This is a genomic window from Pseudodesulfovibrio sediminis, from assembly GCF_020886695.1.
Classification (GTDB): domain Bacteria; phylum Desulfobacterota; class Desulfovibrionia; order Desulfovibrionales; family Desulfovibrionaceae; genus Pseudodesulfovibrio; species Pseudodesulfovibrio sediminis.
In genome coordinates, this window is record NZ_AP024485.1 from 1,117,389 (window position 1) to 1,134,138 (window position 16,750).

The 16,750-nt window shown below is 56.4% G+C and carries 20 protein-coding genes; 11 read left to right on the forward strand and 9 right to left on the reverse strand.

Translation table 11 applies throughout. The features are described 5' to 3' along the window. Nucleotides 1-36: 36 nt before the first annotated feature. The 4 genes from SRBAKS_RS05515 to SRBAKS_RS05530 all read left to right on the forward strand — a co-directional run bounded on the left by SRBAKS_RS05515 (nucleotide 37) and on the right by SRBAKS_RS05530 (nucleotide 2,708). Nucleotides 37-279, forward strand: a complete 243-nt coding sequence (locus tag SRBAKS_RS05515) for a hypothetical protein (RefSeq protein ID WP_229594579.1) — start codon at nucleotides 37-39, stop codon at nucleotides 277-279. A gap of 194 nt (nucleotides 280-473) precedes the next feature. Then, nucleotides 474-863 (forward strand): response regulator, encoded by a 390-nt coding sequence (locus SRBAKS_RS05520; protein ID WP_229594581.1) that lies wholly within the window; start codon nucleotides 474-476, stop codon nucleotides 861-863. 24 nt (nucleotides 864-887) lie between these two features. After that, nucleotides 888-2,144 (forward strand): glycosyltransferase, encoded by a 1,257-nt coding sequence (locus tag SRBAKS_RS05525; protein ID WP_229594583.1) that lies wholly within the window; start codon nucleotides 888-890, stop codon nucleotides 2,142-2,144. An 18-nt stretch (nucleotides 2,145-2,162) separates the two neighbouring features. Further along, the gene (locus SRBAKS_RS05530) at nucleotides 2,163-2,708 is read left to right on the forward strand and encodes a peptidylprolyl isomerase (protein ID WP_229594594.1); all 546 of its coding nucleotides are present in this window, start codon (nucleotides 2,163-2,165) and stop codon (nucleotides 2,706-2,708) included. Between the two features lie 69 nt (nucleotides 2,709-2,777). On the opposite strand, the gene SRBAKS_RS05535 is transcribed toward SRBAKS_RS05530, so the two are convergent. From SRBAKS_RS05535 to SRBAKS_RS05550, 4 genes are all read right to left on the reverse strand, one after another. Continuing rightward, complete coding sequence (locus SRBAKS_RS05535; RefSeq protein ID WP_229594596.1) at nucleotides 2,778-4,607, reverse strand: AMP-binding protein; 1,830 nt, start codon at nucleotides 4,605-4,607, stop codon at nucleotides 2,778-2,780. 157 nt (nucleotides 4,608-4,764) lie between these two features. Continuing rightward, nucleotides 4,765-5,454: an aspartate/glutamate racemase family protein gene (locus SRBAKS_RS05540; protein ID WP_229594598.1), complete on the reverse strand. Its 690-nt coding sequence runs from the start codon at nucleotides 5,452-5,454 to the stop codon at nucleotides 4,765-4,767. A 9-nt stretch (nucleotides 5,455-5,463) separates the two neighbouring features. Continuing rightward, complete coding sequence (locus tag SRBAKS_RS05545; protein WP_229594600.1) at nucleotides 5,464-5,790, reverse strand: AzlD domain-containing protein; 327 nt, start codon at nucleotides 5,788-5,790, stop codon at nucleotides 5,464-5,466. Continuing rightward, nucleotides 5,775-6,485, reverse strand: a complete 711-nt coding sequence (locus SRBAKS_RS05550) for an AzlC family ABC transporter permease (protein WP_229594602.1) — start codon at nucleotides 6,483-6,485, stop codon at nucleotides 5,775-5,777. Before SRBAKS_RS05550 ends, SRBAKS_RS05545 begins: the two co-directional genes overlap by 16 nt. Before the next feature lie 147 nt (nucleotides 6,486-6,632). Here SRBAKS_RS05550 and SRBAKS_RS05555 point away from each other — a divergent pair, with 147 nt between their 5' ends. From SRBAKS_RS05555 to hgcB, 5 genes are all read left to right on the forward strand, one after another. Beyond that, on the forward strand, nucleotides 6,633-8,051 hold the full coding sequence (locus tag SRBAKS_RS05555; protein ID WP_229596918.1) for an aminotransferase-like domain-containing protein: 1,419 nt from the start codon (nucleotides 6,633-6,635) through the stop codon (nucleotides 8,049-8,051). 60 nt (nucleotides 8,052-8,111) lie between these two features. Beyond that, on the forward strand, nucleotides 8,112-9,023 hold the full coding sequence (rarD, locus tag SRBAKS_RS05560; RefSeq protein WP_229594604.1) for an EamA family transporter RarD: 912 nt from the start codon (nucleotides 8,112-8,114) through the stop codon (nucleotides 9,021-9,023). Between the two features lie 93 nt (nucleotides 9,024-9,116). Next, the gene (locus tag SRBAKS_RS05565) at nucleotides 9,117-9,434 is read left to right on the forward strand and encodes an ArsR/SmtB family transcription factor (RefSeq protein WP_229594606.1); all 318 of its coding nucleotides are present in this window, start codon (nucleotides 9,117-9,119) and stop codon (nucleotides 9,432-9,434) included. After that, nucleotides 9,431-10,612, forward strand: a complete 1,182-nt coding sequence (gene hgcA / locus SRBAKS_RS05570) for a mercury methylation corrinoid protein HgcA (protein ID WP_264175418.1) — start codon at nucleotides 9,431-9,433, stop codon at nucleotides 10,610-10,612. The genes SRBAKS_RS05565 and hgcA overlap by 4 nt, the downstream gene beginning before the upstream one ends. 22 nt (nucleotides 10,613-10,634) lie before the next feature. Next, the gene (gene hgcB / locus SRBAKS_RS05575) at nucleotides 10,635-10,922 is read left to right on the forward strand and encodes a mercury methylation ferredoxin HgcB (RefSeq protein WP_229594619.1); all 288 of its coding nucleotides are present in this window, start codon (nucleotides 10,635-10,637) and stop codon (nucleotides 10,920-10,922) included. On the opposite strand, the gene SRBAKS_RS05580 is transcribed toward hgcB, so the two are convergent. Beyond that, nucleotides 10,919-11,665, reverse strand: a complete 747-nt coding sequence (locus SRBAKS_RS05580) for an adenine nucleotide alpha hydrolase family protein (protein ID WP_229594621.1) — start codon at nucleotides 11,663-11,665, stop codon at nucleotides 10,919-10,921. The two genes, hgcB and SRBAKS_RS05580, sit on opposite strands and share 4 nt — an antisense overlap. A gap of 117 nt (nucleotides 11,666-11,782) precedes the next feature. Here SRBAKS_RS05580 and SRBAKS_RS05585 point away from each other — a divergent pair, with 117 nt between their 5' ends. After that, complete coding sequence (locus tag SRBAKS_RS05585) at nucleotides 11,783-12,136, forward strand: DsrE family protein (protein ID WP_229594623.1); 354 nt, start codon at nucleotides 11,783-11,785, stop codon at nucleotides 12,134-12,136. 56 nt (nucleotides 12,137-12,192) lie between these two features. After that, a complete protein-coding gene (locus SRBAKS_RS05590; RefSeq protein ID WP_229594626.1) occupies nucleotides 12,193-12,435 on the forward strand; it encodes a DUF6868 family protein in 243 nt (80 codons plus the stop codon). A 2-nt stretch (nucleotides 12,436-12,437) separates the two neighbouring features. Here the strand turns inward: SRBAKS_RS05590 and SRBAKS_RS05595 are convergent, their stop codons facing one another. From SRBAKS_RS05595 to SRBAKS_RS05610, 4 genes are all read right to left on the reverse strand, one after another. Then, nucleotides 12,438-12,845 carry a rhodanese-like domain-containing protein gene (locus tag SRBAKS_RS05595; RefSeq protein ID WP_229594628.1) on the reverse strand — a complete coding sequence of 136 codons (408 nt, stop codon included), beginning with the start codon at nucleotides 12,843-12,845 and terminating at the stop codon, nucleotides 12,438-12,440. Between the two features lie 90 nt (nucleotides 12,846-12,935). Next, complete coding sequence (locus SRBAKS_RS05600; RefSeq protein ID WP_229594630.1) at nucleotides 12,936-13,946, reverse strand: electron transfer flavoprotein subunit alpha; 1,011 nt, start codon at nucleotides 13,944-13,946, stop codon at nucleotides 12,936-12,938. 12 nt (nucleotides 13,947-13,958) lie between these two features. After that, entirely contained in the window at nucleotides 13,959-14,768 is an 810-nt protein-coding gene (locus SRBAKS_RS05605; RefSeq protein ID WP_229594632.1) for an electron transfer flavoprotein subunit beta/FixA family protein, read from the reverse strand. Nucleotides 14,769-14,892: 124 nt separating this feature from the next. Next, nucleotides 14,893-16,734 carry a 4Fe-4S ferredoxin gene (locus SRBAKS_RS05610; RefSeq protein ID WP_229594644.1) on the reverse strand — a complete coding sequence of 614 codons (1,842 nt, stop codon included), beginning with the start codon at nucleotides 16,732-16,734 and terminating at the stop codon, nucleotides 14,893-14,895. Nucleotides 16,735-16,750: the final 16 nt, after the last annotated feature.

The window sequence follows — 16,750 nt, forward strand, 5'->3', positions numbered from 1 at the left end:
TATGGGGGATACCTTTCCATTTTATAAGGAGGATATATGTCAACATTTACTGAAGCCGATCTGCCTCTGGATGTTCATCATGGTGAACTGATTTCCCTTGCCGACGGAACAACCGTTCGCTTCGAATCCAATGGGGAAGCCAAGGACATCATGGTCAACGACGGATTCAACGCGGCCTGTACCCTGTTCCCTGGCAACGACTTCACAGTCCAGACCAGCTCCGGCAACTACAAGGTCACCTGTGAATTCGGCGACTCAATGCATATTGAGAAAATCTAAACCCCGGCCGCGTTCGACTCCCAAAGGAGCTGAACGCGGCTCAACGGCACACGGAAGAGCCCTGTAAATAAAATCAGCCCCTTTACTTTTTCAAGCGAACAGGTAAATTAGCCTCGATAATCAAACCTAACCGTTCATACTGTCAGAGGTTTTCAGCTCTACCGACGACACAAAGAGAGAGAGAAAGGGTGAATATGGCCAAAATACTGATTGCCGAAGACGACAAAATCTCGCAACGAGTCGCAGTCAAAATTGTTGAAGAACTCGGACACATAGCCATTGTCAGCCCTCACGGCAAACACGCCTATGAGACCCTCATGTCCAATGACATTGACCTGCTCCTCACCGACATCATGATGCCGGAGATGGACGGCCAACAGCTTATCAAGACCCTTCGTGGCGATCTCAAGTTCATGGATCTGCCCATCATAATCATGTCGGCAGTCGTCGGGATTGGCGAAATATCCAACCTGCTCAAACTCGGCGCGACCCTGTTCACGGCCAAACCTCTCGACCGCAAGGAACTGCACGGCTACATTTCACGTTGCCTGGACGAATCCCCTCCCAATAATAAACACCACTGAGAGCTGCACCACCAAGGACACCATATGCGCGTACTTATTGCTCACAACAATTTTCCAGCTCAGTTCCGCCATATCGCCGAATTCCTCGGACACCGCAAAGATACCCAGGTAGTTTTTGCCACCAAGACTCTGCGTCGAGAGTGGCATATTCCCGGAATTACCAAGGCCGTCTTCACTCCTGCCAAAGCCGATACGGAACAGGTGCATCCACTTGCCCGCACTGTTGATGTCAACATCAGGGACGGCGCAGCCATGATCAAGCTTTGTCAGGAGCTGAAACGACGCGGTTTCATACCGGACGTGATCCTTGGGCACTCCGGCTGGGGGCAAACACTTTTTTTACGCGACGTTTTTCCGGACGCTCCCCTCATCAGCTATTTTGAATGGTACTACAACGCGGATAGCCCTGAGACCCTTTTTGACGGCAAGCCCCGGTCCGACCTTCGTCTTGCCCAGCTCAGAACCCGCAACACCCCGATCCTGCACGATCTCGTCTCCTGCGATATGGGCATCACCCCGACCGCATGGCAACGCGAACAATTTCCGCAGGAGTTCCAATCCAAGATCACTCCCATTCACGACGGCATCAACACCAAATACTTTGCCCCGCTTCCGGACGGCCCGCTGCCCATAAGCGAACTCAATCTGCCCAACACGGACCTGACCGGCGCCAAGGAGCTGGTGACCTACTGCTCGCGGGGGATGGAACCATACCGGGGATTCCCCCAGTTCTACGAATCACTCCCGGCCATCCTTGACGCCAGACCGGACTGCCACGTGCTTATCGTTGGCGAAGACAGGATCTGCTACAGCCCCCATCCACAAGAAGGCCAATGTCAGTCCTATGTGGAACTGATGAAGAGCAAGGTCGATCTGGACGAGAGCCGCGTCCACTTCACCGGCCCGCTGCCCTATGGCAAATACAAGCAGGTCCTGCACGCGTCATCGGCCCACGTGTATCTGACATGGCCCTTTGTGCTTTCCTGGTCCATGCTTGAAGCCATGTCCTGCGGGTGTCTGCTGGTGGCATCCGACACCGAGCCAGTGCGTGAGGTCATCCGCGACAATGAAAACGGCCTGCTCGTGGACTTCCATTCCCCGGAAAACATAGCCGCCACGACAATCGACGCTCTCAAACGCCAGGAAGAACTCACCCCCATCCGACAGAACGCACGGCAAACCATTCTGGACACCTATTGCCTGACCAAATGCCTGCCAGTGCATCTTAATTTTTTGATCCAGGCCGCCACAAACGGCCAGGAAAATTTCGTCAACCTTTAACATTTAATGGAAAGATCAATGAAACCGACTTTGAAGGCACTTCTGGCCCTCACACTTTTTACGCTGCTGACCGTCTCTTCCACGTTGGCAGCCGACCCCGAAAACACGCTGTACCTGGACCTGAAAGACGGGCAGGTGGTCATTGAACTCCGCCCGGATCTGGCCCCCAAACATGTGGCCCGGATTAAGGAACTGGTGCGCATGAATTTTTATGACGGCATCCTGTTCCACCGTGTCATCGACGGATTCATGGCCCAGACCGGTGACCCCACCGGCACAGGCAGAGGCGGTTCCGGCCAGAACCTGCCTGCCGAATTCTCCCAGGAGCCGTTTAATCGCGGCACAGTGGGCATGGCCCGTGCTCAAAGCCCGGACAGCGGAGACTCCCAGTTCTTTATCTGCTTTGCTCCGTCCCATTTTCTGGACGGCCAATACACTGTCTGGGGACAGGTCGTCAGCGGAATGGAGTTCGTGGACAAGATCAAGAAAGGCATCGGCCAGAGCGGCATGGTCAGTAATCCGGACAAGATCATCACCATGCGCGTGGCGGCTGACGTAGAATAACCTCACCATACCCAACAAAAAAAGGCGCACCGTATATGGCGCGCCTTTTTTTTATTGGTCTCGTTGCGTCTAGTTATCCAGATAGATAAAGCGCTTGATTTTCTGGGTAGGGGTTTTCTCGAACGGTTCGACCTGTTCGATAACCCGGATGATTTTGGCGAATGTGGAAACCTGGCTGTTCACCTTCTGCCGGATGTCCTCCAGTATTTCCTGCACCTTGACCCTTACTTCAGACTCGATCAGTTTTTTGGAAGAGAACAACTCATCCAGGGTTTCATAGTTGAGATGGATGCGGGCCACCACTTGTCCGTTGCGCTCGTACACCATGGATTCAAGCACATGGTCACAGGTGTTAATGATGGACTCCACCTCTTCAGGATAGATATTCTCACCACTGGGACCGATGATCACATTCTTGAGCCGTCCCTTGAGGAAAAGGCAGCCATCCACGATCTTGCCGAGATCGCCGGTCTTGAGCCAGCCGTCTTCGGTGAAGGTTTCCGCCGTATCCATGGGAGCCTTGTAATACTCCAGCATGATATTATCACCCTTTGCCAGCACTTCGCCCTCGCCCGTTTCCGGGTCCGGGTTATCTATCTTGATATGCACCCCGGGAATCTCCGGTCCGATACCACGCAAGGTTTGTTTACCCGGCTCGGTTCCGGCCAGAAGCGGAGCAGCTTCGGTCATGCCGTACCCGAGAGCATAGGGGAAATTGGCGTCCGTAAGGAACGATTCCACATCCGGGGCCAAAGGAGCGCCACCGATACACAGACACCGCAGCTCGCCACCAAAGGCCTCGATAAGCTTGGAGCCGGCCACCTGCGAGAGCTTGCGACGGGTCAGCCCGATTTTCATCAGTCCCCGTGTCATGTTCGACGAATTGAGCTTGCGCTTGATCCGATTCTTGTAAATTTTCTCGATGATAAGCGGTACCACATTCATGATAGTGGGCTTGATCTCCTGCATGGCTGGCAGCAACGTCCTCGGAGTCGGCGGTTTCTCAAGGTAATACACGGAACTGCCGCAATGGGTCGGAATAATGACGCCCAGCGAACACTCATAGGTATGTGCCATTGGGAGAACGGAGATGAAACGGTCCGTTTTGAGAACAGGGATGGCCCTGATACCGTTCTTGCAGTTGGACACCAGGTTCTTGTGGGTCAGCACCACGCCCTTGGAGTGCCCGGTTGTGCCGGACGTATACAGGATGGCGGCCACACTTTCCTCGGTCAGCTCAAAGCTCTTGTCACCCTTGCGATCAATGAACTTGCGCGCGGAATCACTGAGTTTATCCACCTGCTTTCTGGCCGTATCGCTGATCTTGTCCACTTTCTCCCGAGCCAGATCGCTGAGCTTTTCACGAGCGGCCTCACTGAACTGCTCCATGCGCCCCTTTGCCGCCTCGCCCAATTGCTCGAAACGGGCCCTGGCATGTTCAAGCGCCTCGGAATAGGGAGTCGCCGAACCTTCCTCGTTCTCAATGGAAAAATCGTTCATGACCATGATGGTCTTGAGCTTGGGAAAGGCGTCGTCATCCCCTTCGACCTTATGAAGGTATCGCTTGGACGAAACAACCAGCCTGGATTCGGAATGGCGCAGGATGTGGTGCACGGCACTGGGATGAAATTCCTGAAGGATGGGAACGACGATGGCGCCCATGGTGGTGATGGCAAAATACGTGATTGCCCAGTTGGGCATGTTCTCACTGATGATGGCAACCTTGTCACCAGGCTTGACGCCCAATCCCTGAAAGACCGTTTGCAGATCACTGACAAGCTTGGCGTATTCCGCATACGTAATCTTTTCACCGCCCACAATGCCAAGGGCAATCCTGTCCGCATGCTTTTCGATGGACGTATCGAAAAGTTCTTTTAACGTAGTGACTTGGTCGCTCACACACCCTCCCAGATGATAACGCACGATAGAAAAGCGCACCCCCCGTGCGCCCGTCAGGAATACCACGTTATAGAAACGGGTCAAGCATGTGATTTCGGAAACAGGTGGTTGGAAAACACCCTCGACCTACGCCACCGAACTCCGCTGATATGCAGGATTATTTCAGGGCTTCTTCCACCGCTGTCACGGCATGAATCCTACAGGTATCCAGTGTGGGGACATCCGTATCTCCCGGTCGAACCAACAAGCCGATCTCGGTGCAGCCGAGGATGACGGCCTGCGCGCCTTGTGCGGCCATGGCATCAAGGATGCGTAGGTATTCCGTGCGGGAACAGCTACACAACTCGCCCTTGCAGAGTTCATCGAAGATTACCCGGTCCACCAGTTTACGGTCCTCGGCTCCGGGCACGATGACTTCAAGCCCCTGCTCCTCCAACCGTTGAGTATAAAAATCGTCTTCCATGGTGAAGATGGTACCGAGCAGACCGACCTTGGCATACCCCTCTGTCCTGGCCACCTGTGCCGTGGCATCGGCGATATGCACCACCGGAACAGACACCGCGTCCGCAATCTGCGGAGCAACCTTGTGCATGGTGTTGGTGCCAATGACGATCATGTCCGCGCCCCCCTGCTCCAGAGTCCGGGCGGCATCGGCCAGATGGGCGGCTACAGCGTCCCAGTCCTCGTCGACCATGAAATCGCGCAACACCTGAAAATCAACACTGAACAGGAGAATCCTGGCTGAATGCAGCCCGCCGAGGCGCTCTTTGACCGCCTGATTCATCACCTGATAATAACCAACAGTGGATTCCCAGCTCATGCCGCCAAGCAAACCGATGGTCTTCATGTCCGCTCCTTACCCAAAGAAATACCGTCCAGCCGCAACCAGCCCCATACCAAGTGCCACAGTGCCAAAGAACGAGCGGATGCGCCAGGCCAGTAAAAAAGCCGGGATGGCTGCCCACAGGAAATAATTCTCCGACGAAAAATTGAAGGCTGCATCCTTGAGCAGCAGAGACGGAAAAAGCATGGCCGACAACACGGCCACCGGCACAAAGGAGAGCCAACGGATGACCGGCTCGGGCAACCGCTTCGAAGCCAACGCCACAAGGGGGAGCATGCGGGGAATATAGGTCACGGCCAGCATGCCGAGGATGGTGAGAAAAATTATTTCCTGGCCCATGTTTCCACTCCTGCACCAAAGGTTGCGCCGACCACGGTGGCGATGATCACACTCCATTGATCGGCCCCGGCCTGCACGAGCGCGATGGAGACGAATCCGGTGAATCCGGCCACAAGAATATGCAGCTTGTTCTTGGTCTGCATGACCAACAGGGCGATGAACATGGCCGGAAGCGCGTAGTCAATGCCCAGTGGCTCCACGTCGGGGATGGATGAACCCGCCATGAACCCTGCAAAGGAAGCCACGGCCCACGAGGCCTGCGCAATATAGTTGATGCCGAAACAGGTGGTCTTGTTCAGGTCGCCACGGGCAAACCGCGTCGAATGAACGGCAAAGGATTCGTCCGTGACCTGATAGGCAAACAGCGCAAGTTCCCACTTTTTCCATGTCTTGAGATTGGGAGCCAGAGACGCGCTCATGAGCAGATGACGCAGATTGACCACAAAGGTGGTGGCAATGATCGAGAGCGGGCTGACACCGACAGCGAACAACGCCACTGCGATAAGCTGGGCCGATCCGGCATAGACCAGAATCGACATGAGCACGGTGTTGAGCATGGAAAGCCCGGCCTGTTGAGCCAGAACGCCATAGGCCGCGCCCACGGGCAGGTACCCCATGACAATGGGCGCAACCTGTTTGAATGCGGACAACATGGGGGAGGCGGCTTCATCGCCTGTGAGCACATTGGAGGTCATGATAGTTTTCTCTTTGAGCGGTAGTCGGGTCATGGCCCGGTTAATCTGATCAATCCATATCTTGCAGTAAAGCGGAAAAACTGTAATCGGTACAGATACAGTTTTCATTTTTTTGAAGCATAACAGTTTTTTCCGAGGAATAGGATGATGGAGACCTACCGCTATCAGACCGTTGAAAAGCACATCATGACCATGATCCGGTCCGGCGCCTTGAGCCTTGGCAGCAAACTGCCGTCACTGCGCGCACTGGCCAACAACCTCGGTGTGTCCATCTCAACGGTGAATCAGGCGTACATGGAGCTTGAACGCAAGGCGATCATCGAATCCCGCCCCCGGTCCGGCTTTTTTGTCTGCCAAAAGTCCACCCGCCTGCCGCGCACCGAGACCGCGCCCACGCCCATGGAACAACCGCGCCCGGTAACCCGCATCGGCCTCATCCAGACCGTGCTGGAGTCCGTGGGTGCCGAAGACAGGGTCGCCCTGGATGTGGTAGCCCCGGGCCAGGATCTTTTCCCGCTCAAGGAGCTGGGTCGCATAACGGCCTCCATGGTCCGCTCCGAACCGGCCCGCGCCATGGGTTATGCCCCCATCCCCGGAGACTCTCGGCTCATCCATCAAATCGCCTACCGATCCATGGAACTGGGCATACCCGTAAGTCAGAACGACCCGCTCATCACTGCCGGGTGCATGGAGGCCCTCTACCTCTCTCTCCGGTCCGTGTGCCGCCGTGGCGATACAGTGCTAATCCAATCCCCCACCTATTATTGTTTCCTGCAACTGTTGGAAACGCTGGGTTTGAGAACAATAGAAGTGCCATCCGACCCTGAACACGGCGTGACCCCCGCCCGTTTGGACCACGCCCTGCGCACCTTTGATGTGGCGGCCTGTGTCCTCGCTCCCAACTTCAACAACCCGGATTCCAGCCTGACGCATGATAATGCCAAACAGGAGATCGTAACCATGCTGGCCGATCGGGATATCCCGCTCATTGAGGACGATGTCTCCACAGACCTCCACTTCGCTCCCAAACGACCGGGAACATACAAGCAGTTCGACAAAAAAGGGCTGGTTCTGCTTTGTTCTTCCTTCTCAAAGAGCATAGCGCCCGGATACCGGGTGGGCTGGATGCTGCCAGGCAGATTCCGGCAGAAAGCGCTTGAGATCAAGGCCACCACCAATGTCTCCACATCGGCTCCGGCACAGATGGCCATTGCCGAATTCCTGCGCCAGGGGCGCATGGAACGTCACCTGAAAAAACTGCGGACCGCCCTTGAGCACCAGATGGACACCATGCAACTCCACCTCGGCCGATTTTTCCCGGAGGGCACCAAGGTCACGCATCCGACCGGCGGCGCCGTGCTCTGGCTGGAGTTGCCCAAAACAGTGGATGCCGTGGAGCTGTTCTTCCAGGCCCGGGCCAAGAATATCGGTATCGCCCCCGGAGCCATCTTCTCCACCCAGGATAAATTCTCCAATTACATCCGGCTGACGTACGGCTCACCGTGGACCGACGAGGTAGAGAAAGGCGTGCGCACACTGGGCACTCTCGCTCATGGACTCTGCTGATCTTTTTGACTTTACCTTAGAGAAAGACAGGCGTAGTTTTCCGCTTCTGAGAGAAACACCATGCCTGAAATCGACCAGAAACAACGGACATACGGATTCATTGCCGCGCTGACAGCCTTTTTCCTGTGGGGGCTTCTGCCCATCTACTGGAAGTCGCTTCTCGTGGTGAACCCTTTTGAGATACTCTGTCACCGCATTGTCTGGTCATTGGCCTTCATCGCCGTTGTCCTGACCTTCATGAAAGGCTGGAGCGCGGCAATCGCGCCCATGAAGTCGGCAAAAAGCCTGGGCATTCTCATCCTGAGCAGTCTCATGATCGGCACCAACTGGCTGCTGTATATCTGGGCTGTGAACACCAACCATGTTCTGGAGACGAGCCTCGGCTATTACATCAACCCGCTGGTCAACGTGCTGCTCGGCTTCCTCTTTTTCAAGGAACGCCTCAAGCCACTGCAACTGGTCGCTATCGGACTGGCCGCTCTCGGTGTGGTCAACTCCGTGATCAGTTACGGCGAGCTGCCCTGGATATCCCTGGTCCTTGCTGTCAGCTTCGGCTTTTACGGGCTGCTGCGCAAGATTGCCGCCGTGGAGTCCCTGCCCGGCCTCTTTTTCGAGACACTGGTCCTCGCTCCCATCGCCCTGGGCTATATTATCAAGCTGCAAATGGAAGGGAGTTCGGCACTCTTCACGGTGTCGCCGCATATCGACTTCCTGCTCATCGGGGCCGGTGCCGCCACATCCATTCCGCTTATCGGCTTCGCCTATGGCGCACGCCGCCTGCAGCTCACCACTCTGGGGTTGCTGCAATACCTCGCGCCAACCATCGCCTTTTGTCTCGGGGTCTTCGTCTATCACGAGCCTTTCTCGGTCAGCCATCTGATCACCTTTGCCCTGATCTGGACAGGACTGGCCGTCTACACGGCCGATTCCCTGTGGACCATGCGCAAACACCGACGCCACACCTCCAGCTGATCCTTGCTCAAACCGCTCCTGCGTCGCATTGACACAACTCAAATCATCGTTTATCGTCGATCAACGATTAATACATCATGGAGCTTCTCATCAATGCACCAGCCAATAAAACCGCTTGACGAAACGTTTCTGGCGGATATCTGCAAGGCCTTATCCCATCCCGCACGCATCCGCATCCTCAAGCACCTCCTGGCTGAGGAAGGATGTATCTGTGGCCGCATCGTGGAGATCATGCCTCTGGCGCAGTCCACAGTCAGCCAGCATCTGAAGATCCTCAAGGAGACCGGACTGGTGCGTGGAGAAGTGGATGGACCGAAGACATGCTATTGCGTTGACCGGAAAAAACTCGCAAAATTCAACGGCCTCATGGAAAACCTGCTGGCCGATACCGATGCACAGGAAGTCGCATGAACGATTTTAAAACCCTCAAGGAACTCAATCTCGAACCACTGGAGATAATGGCTCCGGCCTTTCCTCCAGACCCGGCGGAAGACGACGCACCCTGTTGAGGACCTAAACCTGACCCCCGTGCCGGGGTCCACGAAAAACCCGGATATTCCATGGAGCCGTATGTCGACGGATTCGTTGACACGCCTGTCGGCTTCATTCCCCGCGTCCGCACATCGCTGCTCGCCAGCGACTGGCTCGGTGTGGCCGGAGCCAGGATCGGATTCACCCGCGCCAATTACAAGGTGGTGCCGGGGTTGTATTGCGTGGGCGACCCCACCCCGGACTCCCCTGTACTGGTCACATGCAACTACAAACTGACATTCGACGCGGTCCGTACGGAACTGAGCGATATCGACGCCTGGATTCTGGTGGTCGACACGCGTGGCATCAATGTGTGGTGTGCAGCGGGCAAGAATCTCTTTTCCACCCACGAGATCATCCTGAGCGTCAACGCGGCCCGTCTCGGAGAAGTGGTCGCCCATCGCAACCTCGTGCTGCCTCAACTGGGAGCCACTGGCGTGACCGCACACATGGTCAAAAAAGGATGCGGGTTCAAGGTCGAATACGGCCCGATCCGCGCCGAAGATCTCCCTGCGTATCTCGCCAACGGCAATCAGGCCGATCAGGACATGCGCATGGTGACCTTCCCGCTCAAGGAACGGGCCGTGCTTATCCCGGTGGAAATATTCCTGCTTTGGAAACTGCTGGCCTGGACCATACTGGCGGCCTTCCTGCTCTCCGGCATCGGCCCGGACATCTTCTCGCTGGCAGCAGCCTGGAGCCGGGGCACGGCCGCCATCACCGCCACCCTGTTCGGCATTCTGGCTGGCTGTGCCGTGGTCCCGCTCATGCTGAACCAGCTCCCGTGGCGTCAGTTCTGGCCCAAGGGCGTGCTCACAGGCGCAGTGGCAGGCCTTCTCTGTGTCATGTTCTTCGCAGGCTCACTCGGCTGGCTGGCGTCAATCGCCCTCGCCCTGTGGACCACCGCCGTGTCCTCCTATCTGGCCATGAACTTTACCGGCTCCACCCCATACACCTCACCGTCCGGCGTGGAAGCGGAGATGCGCAAAGGCCTTCCGCTCCAGGCAGGCGCAGCAACCCTGGGGATCATCGGATGGCTTATCGCCCCGTTCATTTGAGGACGCACTCAAGGAATTTGCTATGAAAGATTTCAGATATATAGATAACATCGCAACGCTCAAACTGGACGAAGCAACCTGTATCGGCTGCGGCATGTGTGCCGTGGTCTGCCCTCACCGGATTCTGGAGATGAGAGAAAAGAAGGCGGTCATTCTGGATTTCAACGCCTGCATGGAGTGTGGCGCGTGCGCCAAGAACTGCCCTGTGGAGGCGATTACCGTCACGCCCGGGGTGGGCTGCGCCTCCTACCTCATCTCTGTCTGGCTGTATCAGCTGACCGGCAAGGAGATGGACTCCGGCTGCTGCTAAGCCTTTTTCATCGCGGCCTTCTTCGTGAACGTCGCCCGTGAAGTCTGCACACGTTTGACCACGGCCCGGATTCCTTCCTTGGGCGTGGGGACCAATCCCTTGGGCAGGACCGGCGGTTTCTCCCCGCACGCCTCGTACACCTCGCGCATCTCCCGACAGGTGACACACCGATTGCACGGATACGCCTTTCCGGCCTTGTCATAGATGGGTGTCCGGCAATACCAGCTGGCCTCACGAAACGGTTTGGGCAACATCTGCCAGATTTCTGTCTTGTCCAGATCAATGACCGGATAAATGATGGTCGCCTCGGATTTGCTTGGTTCGATAATGGCGTTGAAAATATTCATGGCCCGCTCACTGCGCTTGAGCAGCATCTCCCCCCCTGTTTTCAGGTCGGTCCGAGTCCGTCCTCTGGCCACATGCACGATATCACGATCCCCGGCACAGATATTGGCGGCCATGAAATTGGCAATATCCATATCCCAGATCATGTCCCGCTTCATGAACGAATAATCATGCAGACAATGGGTGAAGGTAAACGGTCGGAATTTCTTCCCGGCAAACAGCTTCAGCGTTTGGTTCACGGCCTGTTTTTCGGCAGCGGCCCGCTTTTCACGATTGATCAGCTGCATATGATGTACACGTATTGCAAACGCCGCATACGCATCATCTGTGAGCAGCCGATAGAGAACCCCTACCGAGTCCACCCCCCCGGAGTACATGCACAATATTTTCTTTTTCATAATAGTCGGATATCATAATTTTGCGCAAACGGTCCATATCCACGGCTTGCCTCTCCCCGTGCTCTTCACCTATGCTACGCACACCAGTAACCACGGCAATTCCACAGGAGCAAAACCATGTCCGACGTCCCGATCAATGACTCAATTTTCATCATCTGGAGTTCTTCCGACCCCGAGGTCGCAGACAATCTGGCTTTCATGTACGCCCACAATTCTCTCAAAAGACTCTGGTGGGGCCGAGTCAGGCTGATCATCTGGGGGCCGTCCGCGCAACTGACCGCTGAAAACAGTCACATCCAATCAAGAATACGGGAAATGCTGGCAGACGGCGTTGAGGTATGGGCCTGCCGCGCCTGCGCAGAAAACTACGGCGTGGTCGACACACTGGAAACCCTTGGCGTCAACGTGGTCTACATTGGAGATCCAACAACCAAAATGATCAAGGAAGGATGGAAGAGCCTGACCTTTTAATACCCCCCGCCGCATGATATGGCTGAGGCAGTCACCCTTTTAGCAAGGAGAAAGCCATGACAATCGAGACACTGACAACCTTCTTCATGTGGTGTTCCATCATCAACGGCGGACTGCTCCTGTATGCGGTCGTCATCCAAATGGTCGCGCCTGACTTCATCTACACATTCCAAAGACGATTTTTTCCGATCAACCGGGAGACCTACGAAACAGTCTACTATGCCTTTCTCGGCGGCTACAAGCTGCTCTATCTGGTGTTCAACCTCGTCCCCTACATCGCCCTGCGAATCATGGAGTAGCGCTAGCGGACCAAGGGCAACCCGGAACGCTGCCAATCGACTATCCCGTTCTTGAGATGCCAGACGTGCGTAAAACCGAGACCGTCCATTTTACGGAGAGCATTGGAGCTGCGATTACCTGTACGACAATAGATGAAATACCGTTTTTCAGGGTCGAGTTTTTTCAATTCATCAACAAATGTCTTGGAATAAAAATCAATGTTGACAGCCCCTTCCAGATGCCCGTCAACGTACTCCGCAGGCGTGCGGATATCGATGATCTGCACGTCGTGCGCCACGCTCAGATTGGCCTGGGCCTCTTCTGCAGTCAAATTCACGAACCCTTCAGGTTGCGGCGAGCCAAGATTCAGATACAGGAACGCACTGGCAACCAACACAATGACCACGAGTATGAGGTATGGGGTTTTCATGGCCCAACCCTATATGAATGTACGCTTGCTCTTCAACAAAAAAAGCCGCGCCCACATTGTGGACGCGGCCTTGAGAGTCTTTTACGTCGATTAACCGAGCAGCTCGTTGACCTTCTTCATGATGGCAAAGGCATCGCCAACATACAGGACGTCACATTTTCCCTGTGCCCAGCCACAACCGGCGTCGGTGTTGATGGCACGGCGCTCGTTGATGAAACGCCAGCCCACGACGTGGGGTTCTTCACCGTGGCAACAGGTTGAAAGGCCCTTGGCATGTCGGGGTGTCGCACCGGTCTGACCGACCTGATGCATGTGCGTCAGAAAGGAAATCACCGCGCCGCCTTCGCCCGAGATATCCACCAGGGACTTGGATGAACCCAGCGAACTCTTGGTGGCAGACAGGAACCGCAGAATGGAATCCTCGGCCTCGGCCACATGGACCTCGCCATCAGCCTGCTTCTTGGTCCAGCCGGCACCGGTGACCAGAAGAATCTCGGCATCGGGACGAATGGTCTGCTCATCCTCGGACACGCAGATCATGCCCTCGGGGCGGGTACGCACACCGGAGATATCTGCGTCCACGGCAGTCACGTCTGCGCTGCCGGCACCACTGAACGCACCGGCGCAACCGGCATCCAGAGTCAGGACCCAGGGACGCTCGTCACGAGTAAAGGAGCCTTCCATACGCTGGCGATAAAACCACCGCTTGGCAACAGGTTTGCCATCCACGACATTGAGGCCGGACAAATGCGTGTCCACGCGGCCACCCAGACGAATGGCGAGGCCGGGAAGAGCACGGCTGTAGCGAGAAGTGGCCGGAGCCACGACAATCTCGGCGGAGCATGCCTTGGCAATGGCCTCGGCAGCAGCGATATCAGTCGAATACAGTCCTTCATTATACGCAGGACCGGTCACGGCAAAGAAAGTACCGCCACAGGCCGCAATGGAATCAGCGGCAGCAGCCACATCGGCACCGACCAGCCCAACGGCCAACTCAGCGCCCATGCCGTCGGCCAGCGCCTTGGCAGCGGTCAGGGTCTCCAGGGAAACCTTGGCAAGAGTACCGTCACATTCCGTATGTGCAAGAAATAATACTGTCATGTTCGTCTCCCCCTAGCCCTTGATCCATTCAACGATTTCCTGCGCCATCTCATCCACGGAAGCATCTTTGACGATACGGGTCTCGCGGCGTTGCTGCGGGACTTCCACGGAAGCGAAACTCAAGCTGGAACCGGACAGATCTGCGGGCTTGGCCTGCTGCAGGGCAGGCATATTTTTCTGCATGTTCTGCATGCCTATCTGGGGATTGTTCGGAGGCTCGGGCAGTTCTCCAGTGGCCCAGCCCATGACGGCGGGTGCGCCATCCACGACTGATTTCTGGTAAGAGCCGCCTTCCACACGCTCCAGGACTTCAATGGCACCGTCGTCGCCGACAGTGATCTTGTCCACACCCTGGAACTGTTCGGAGACACCCTGCATCTCACCGACCATCTGCATGACCGCGCCGGAGCCACGGGATGCGGACTGCCAGCCGCCAAAGAGCAGCAGCTTGGACTTGTCCAGCCCGGCGATGCCGTCAATGGTGTCGGACAAAACCTTTGCGGTCTCATAGCTGTCCTCAAAACCGGAAGAGGACCCATCGGCCACGACCAGTTGGAACGGGGCTTTCTGGGACACGGCCATCATGACCTGCTGGAGCTTGGCCTTGGGACCGAGGCTGACCAGCCAGACCTGACTTCCGGGATTCTTGGCGGCCAGATCAGCGGCCTCATAGAGTGCGTGACCGGCCCACGGGTCGAGCACGGCAGGCAGCATCATTTCATTTTGCAGGATCGGACCATTGGGACCGTCCTGGGGTGCGAGCGTCTGGAGCGGGTCCGGTACGATGGAACCGCAAACCACGATGTGGAATTCATTGCCCATTCATTATCTCCTTGATGTATTCGACGACACTCGTATTTCTCATGTCGCCAATTCGTTGGGCGTTGCGATATTTCGCCTCGCCCGTTTTCTTCAATCTCTATAAAAGAGCCGGCTTGGTCATATATCAATTCTCGGCAGAATGCAGCCCGCCGGAACCACCTCTGAACTTGACGTTGGTCCGTTCATTGTCGCGGGGGTTGGACTTGCTGCAGTTCCACATGCATGCGCCGCAGTGCACACATTTCTCCCGATCGAAAAGCGGTGTGCCACCCTCGGGATTGGTGTAAATGGCCTGACCGGAACACGCCTCGATACAAACCTTTTCACGACACCCTTTGCAAAAATCAGGATCGGCAAAAGTGACGTGGTCCGCATAGCCGGGATTGGCCTGCACCTTGCCGCCCATGAGCAGCGCGTCCTGATGTGACACCAGCAACGTGCCGTCCAGCGGAATCTCAGGCCAGCCCACGCGGTCCATGAGGGCGTCGTGCAGGCTGACACCGTTCTTGGCACATTCGGTACGGATCTTCTGAATCTCGCCCTCCTGAATGTAGCCTTTGTAATACTCTTCCACAGTGGGAATACGGTCCTGCGGCTTGAGCGCCTTGCCGGGCATATTAATCAATCCCTTGGTCAGGCCGGTCAAGCCCATGCCCATGAAACCGGGGATAACGCCCTTGGTAAACCCATCGCGGGATTTTTCTGCCACCTTGGCCTCTTCCTCCACCCAGGAGGCGCGGCGTTTGGCAACATAGGTCGCTTCAAGATTTTCCTTGGAAAACGCCTTGCCGTCCTTGAGCAATTCCAGCACGGACTCACCGAGCTGCACGCCCGTGGCCCACGCTTCGTCCACACCGGAACCAGTGAGCACGTTGGTGGAACCGGAGCCTTCGCCGATACGGGCAAAGCCATCGCCACACAGGAAAGGCTCGCCGCGCTTGCCGGACTCCTGCAAGGATTTTGCGCCCCAAGAACGCATGGTGCCACCCTGAAGCCGCTTCCACAAATAGGGGTGCATCATCCAGTGCTGCATGTAGCGGTATGCGGTGCGAACCGGGCTGTCGAACCATGACGGCACGAAAATGCCGAGCGAGGCCACATTGCCGGGATACACATAGAGGAAACCGAAAATTTCAGGTTCGGGATAGCCGATGGTGTGGAGCACGGTACCCGGCTCCCAGTCGCAGTCTTCCGGCAGGTCGACCACGCACTTCATACCCACGGCCCATTCGCGCTGATGGTTGCCCTCGGGCAGACCGAGTTCGCGGTCCAGATGCTGGCCCACTGGACCAACAGGACCATCCGCCACAACAGTGAGTGCGGCTTTCATATCCATGCCGGGCATGAAACCGGCACCGGGAGTGCCGTCTTTCTCTACACCCTGATCAACCATGCGCACGCCCTTGACGGCCTCGCCCTCCATGAGCGGTTCGGCAACCGGCGAGCCGGGCCAGATCTGCGCCATGCCGGTGCCCATCAGGTTGCCGCCAACCCACTGGTTGAGCTGGCCGATGGAAAAGATCATGCCGGGGTGTTTTTCGAGAAAAGCGGGGACATAGGGCAGTTCGTAGGCGTCATCCTCCATCCACTTGCCAAGAACGGTATCCGCCAGCTTGAACAGGCCGGGACGACGGCTGGCGCCGACCGGGTCCTTGAGAAACAGGATTTTCTCGTTGGTGACTTCGTGCGCCATGGGAATCTGGGAAAGATCGAGATCAGGGAAGCTGGCCTTGATGGCCCGGCCCTTGGTGACCACACCGGAAACACCAAAACCGATGTCATCGGCCCGCTCATAGCAAATGACCTGCGGGGGCATGCCCGGCATGGCCTTGCTCTCGGCCACAGGAGTGCCGTCCTCATTCATCAGGCCGCGGGTCAAGGTGGTCAGAAAGCCACCGGCAGCCGGTCCGAAACCGACACAGACGATATCGGTTTCCATCTCAGCGCGGGGAGTCTCGTCACTCATTATTGCCTCCGGGGAT

Bases quoted from the DNA above. Each gene is read 5' to 3' on its own strand.
- SRBAKS_RS05545 (WP_229594600.1), bottom strand. From the start codon at position 5,790: ATGGGCCAGGAAATAATTTTTCTCACCATCCTCGGCATGCTGGCCGTG.
- SRBAKS_RS05610 (WP_229594644.1), bottom strand. From the start codon at position 16,734: ATGAGTGACGAGACTCCCCGCGCTGAGATGGAAACCGATATCGTCTGT.
- SRBAKS_RS05515 (WP_229594579.1), top strand. From the start codon at position 37: ATGTCAACATTTACTGAAGCCGATCTGCCTCTGGATGTTCATCATGGT.
- hgcB (WP_229594619.1), top strand. From the start codon at position 10,635: ATGAAAGATTTCAGATATATAGATAACATCGCAACGCTCAAACTGGAC.
- SRBAKS_RS05530 (WP_229594594.1), top strand. From the start codon at position 2,163: ATGAAACCGACTTTGAAGGCACTTCTGGCCCTCACACTTTTTACGCTG.
- SRBAKS_RS05590 (WP_229594626.1), top strand. From the start codon at position 12,193: ATGACAATCGAGACACTGACAACCTTCTTCATGTGGTGTTCCATCATC.
- SRBAKS_RS05600 (WP_229594630.1), bottom strand. From the start codon at position 13,946: ATGACAGTATTATTTCTTGCACATACGGAATGTGACGGTACTCTTGCC.
- rarD (WP_229594604.1), top strand. From the start codon at position 8,112: ATGCCTGAAATCGACCAGAAACAACGGACATACGGATTCATTGCCGCG.
- SRBAKS_RS05555 (WP_229596918.1), top strand. From the start codon at position 6,633: ATGGAGACCTACCGCTATCAGACCGTTGAAAAGCACATCATGACCATG.
- SRBAKS_RS05605 (WP_229594632.1), bottom strand. From the start codon at position 14,768: ATGGGCAATGAATTCCACATCGTGGTTTGCGGTTCCATCGTACCGGAC.
- SRBAKS_RS05585 (WP_229594623.1), top strand. From the start codon at position 11,783: ATGTCCGACGTCCCGATCAATGACTCAATTTTCATCATCTGGAGTTCT.
- SRBAKS_RS05540 (WP_229594598.1), bottom strand. From the start codon at position 5,454: ATGAAGACCATCGGTTTGCTTGGCGGCATGAGCTGGGAATCCACTGTT.
- SRBAKS_RS05525 (WP_229594583.1), top strand. From the start codon at position 888: ATGCGCGTACTTATTGCTCACAACAATTTTCCAGCTCAGTTCCGCCAT.
- SRBAKS_RS05565 (WP_229594606.1), top strand. From the start codon at position 9,117: ATGCACCAGCCAATAAAACCGCTTGACGAAACGTTTCTGGCGGATATC.
- SRBAKS_RS05520 (WP_229594581.1), top strand. From the start codon at position 474: ATGGCCAAAATACTGATTGCCGAAGACGACAAAATCTCGCAACGAGTC.
- SRBAKS_RS05550 (WP_229594602.1), bottom strand. From the start codon at position 6,485: ATGACCTCCAATGTGCTCACAGGCGATGAAGCCGCCTCCCCCATGTTG.
- SRBAKS_RS05580 (WP_229594621.1), bottom strand. From the start codon at position 11,665: ATGAAAAAGAAAATATTGTGCATGTACTCCGGGGGGGTGGACTCGGTA.
- SRBAKS_RS05595 (WP_229594628.1), bottom strand. From the start codon at position 12,845: ATGAAAACCCCATACCTCATACTCGTGGTCATTGTGTTGGTTGCCAGT.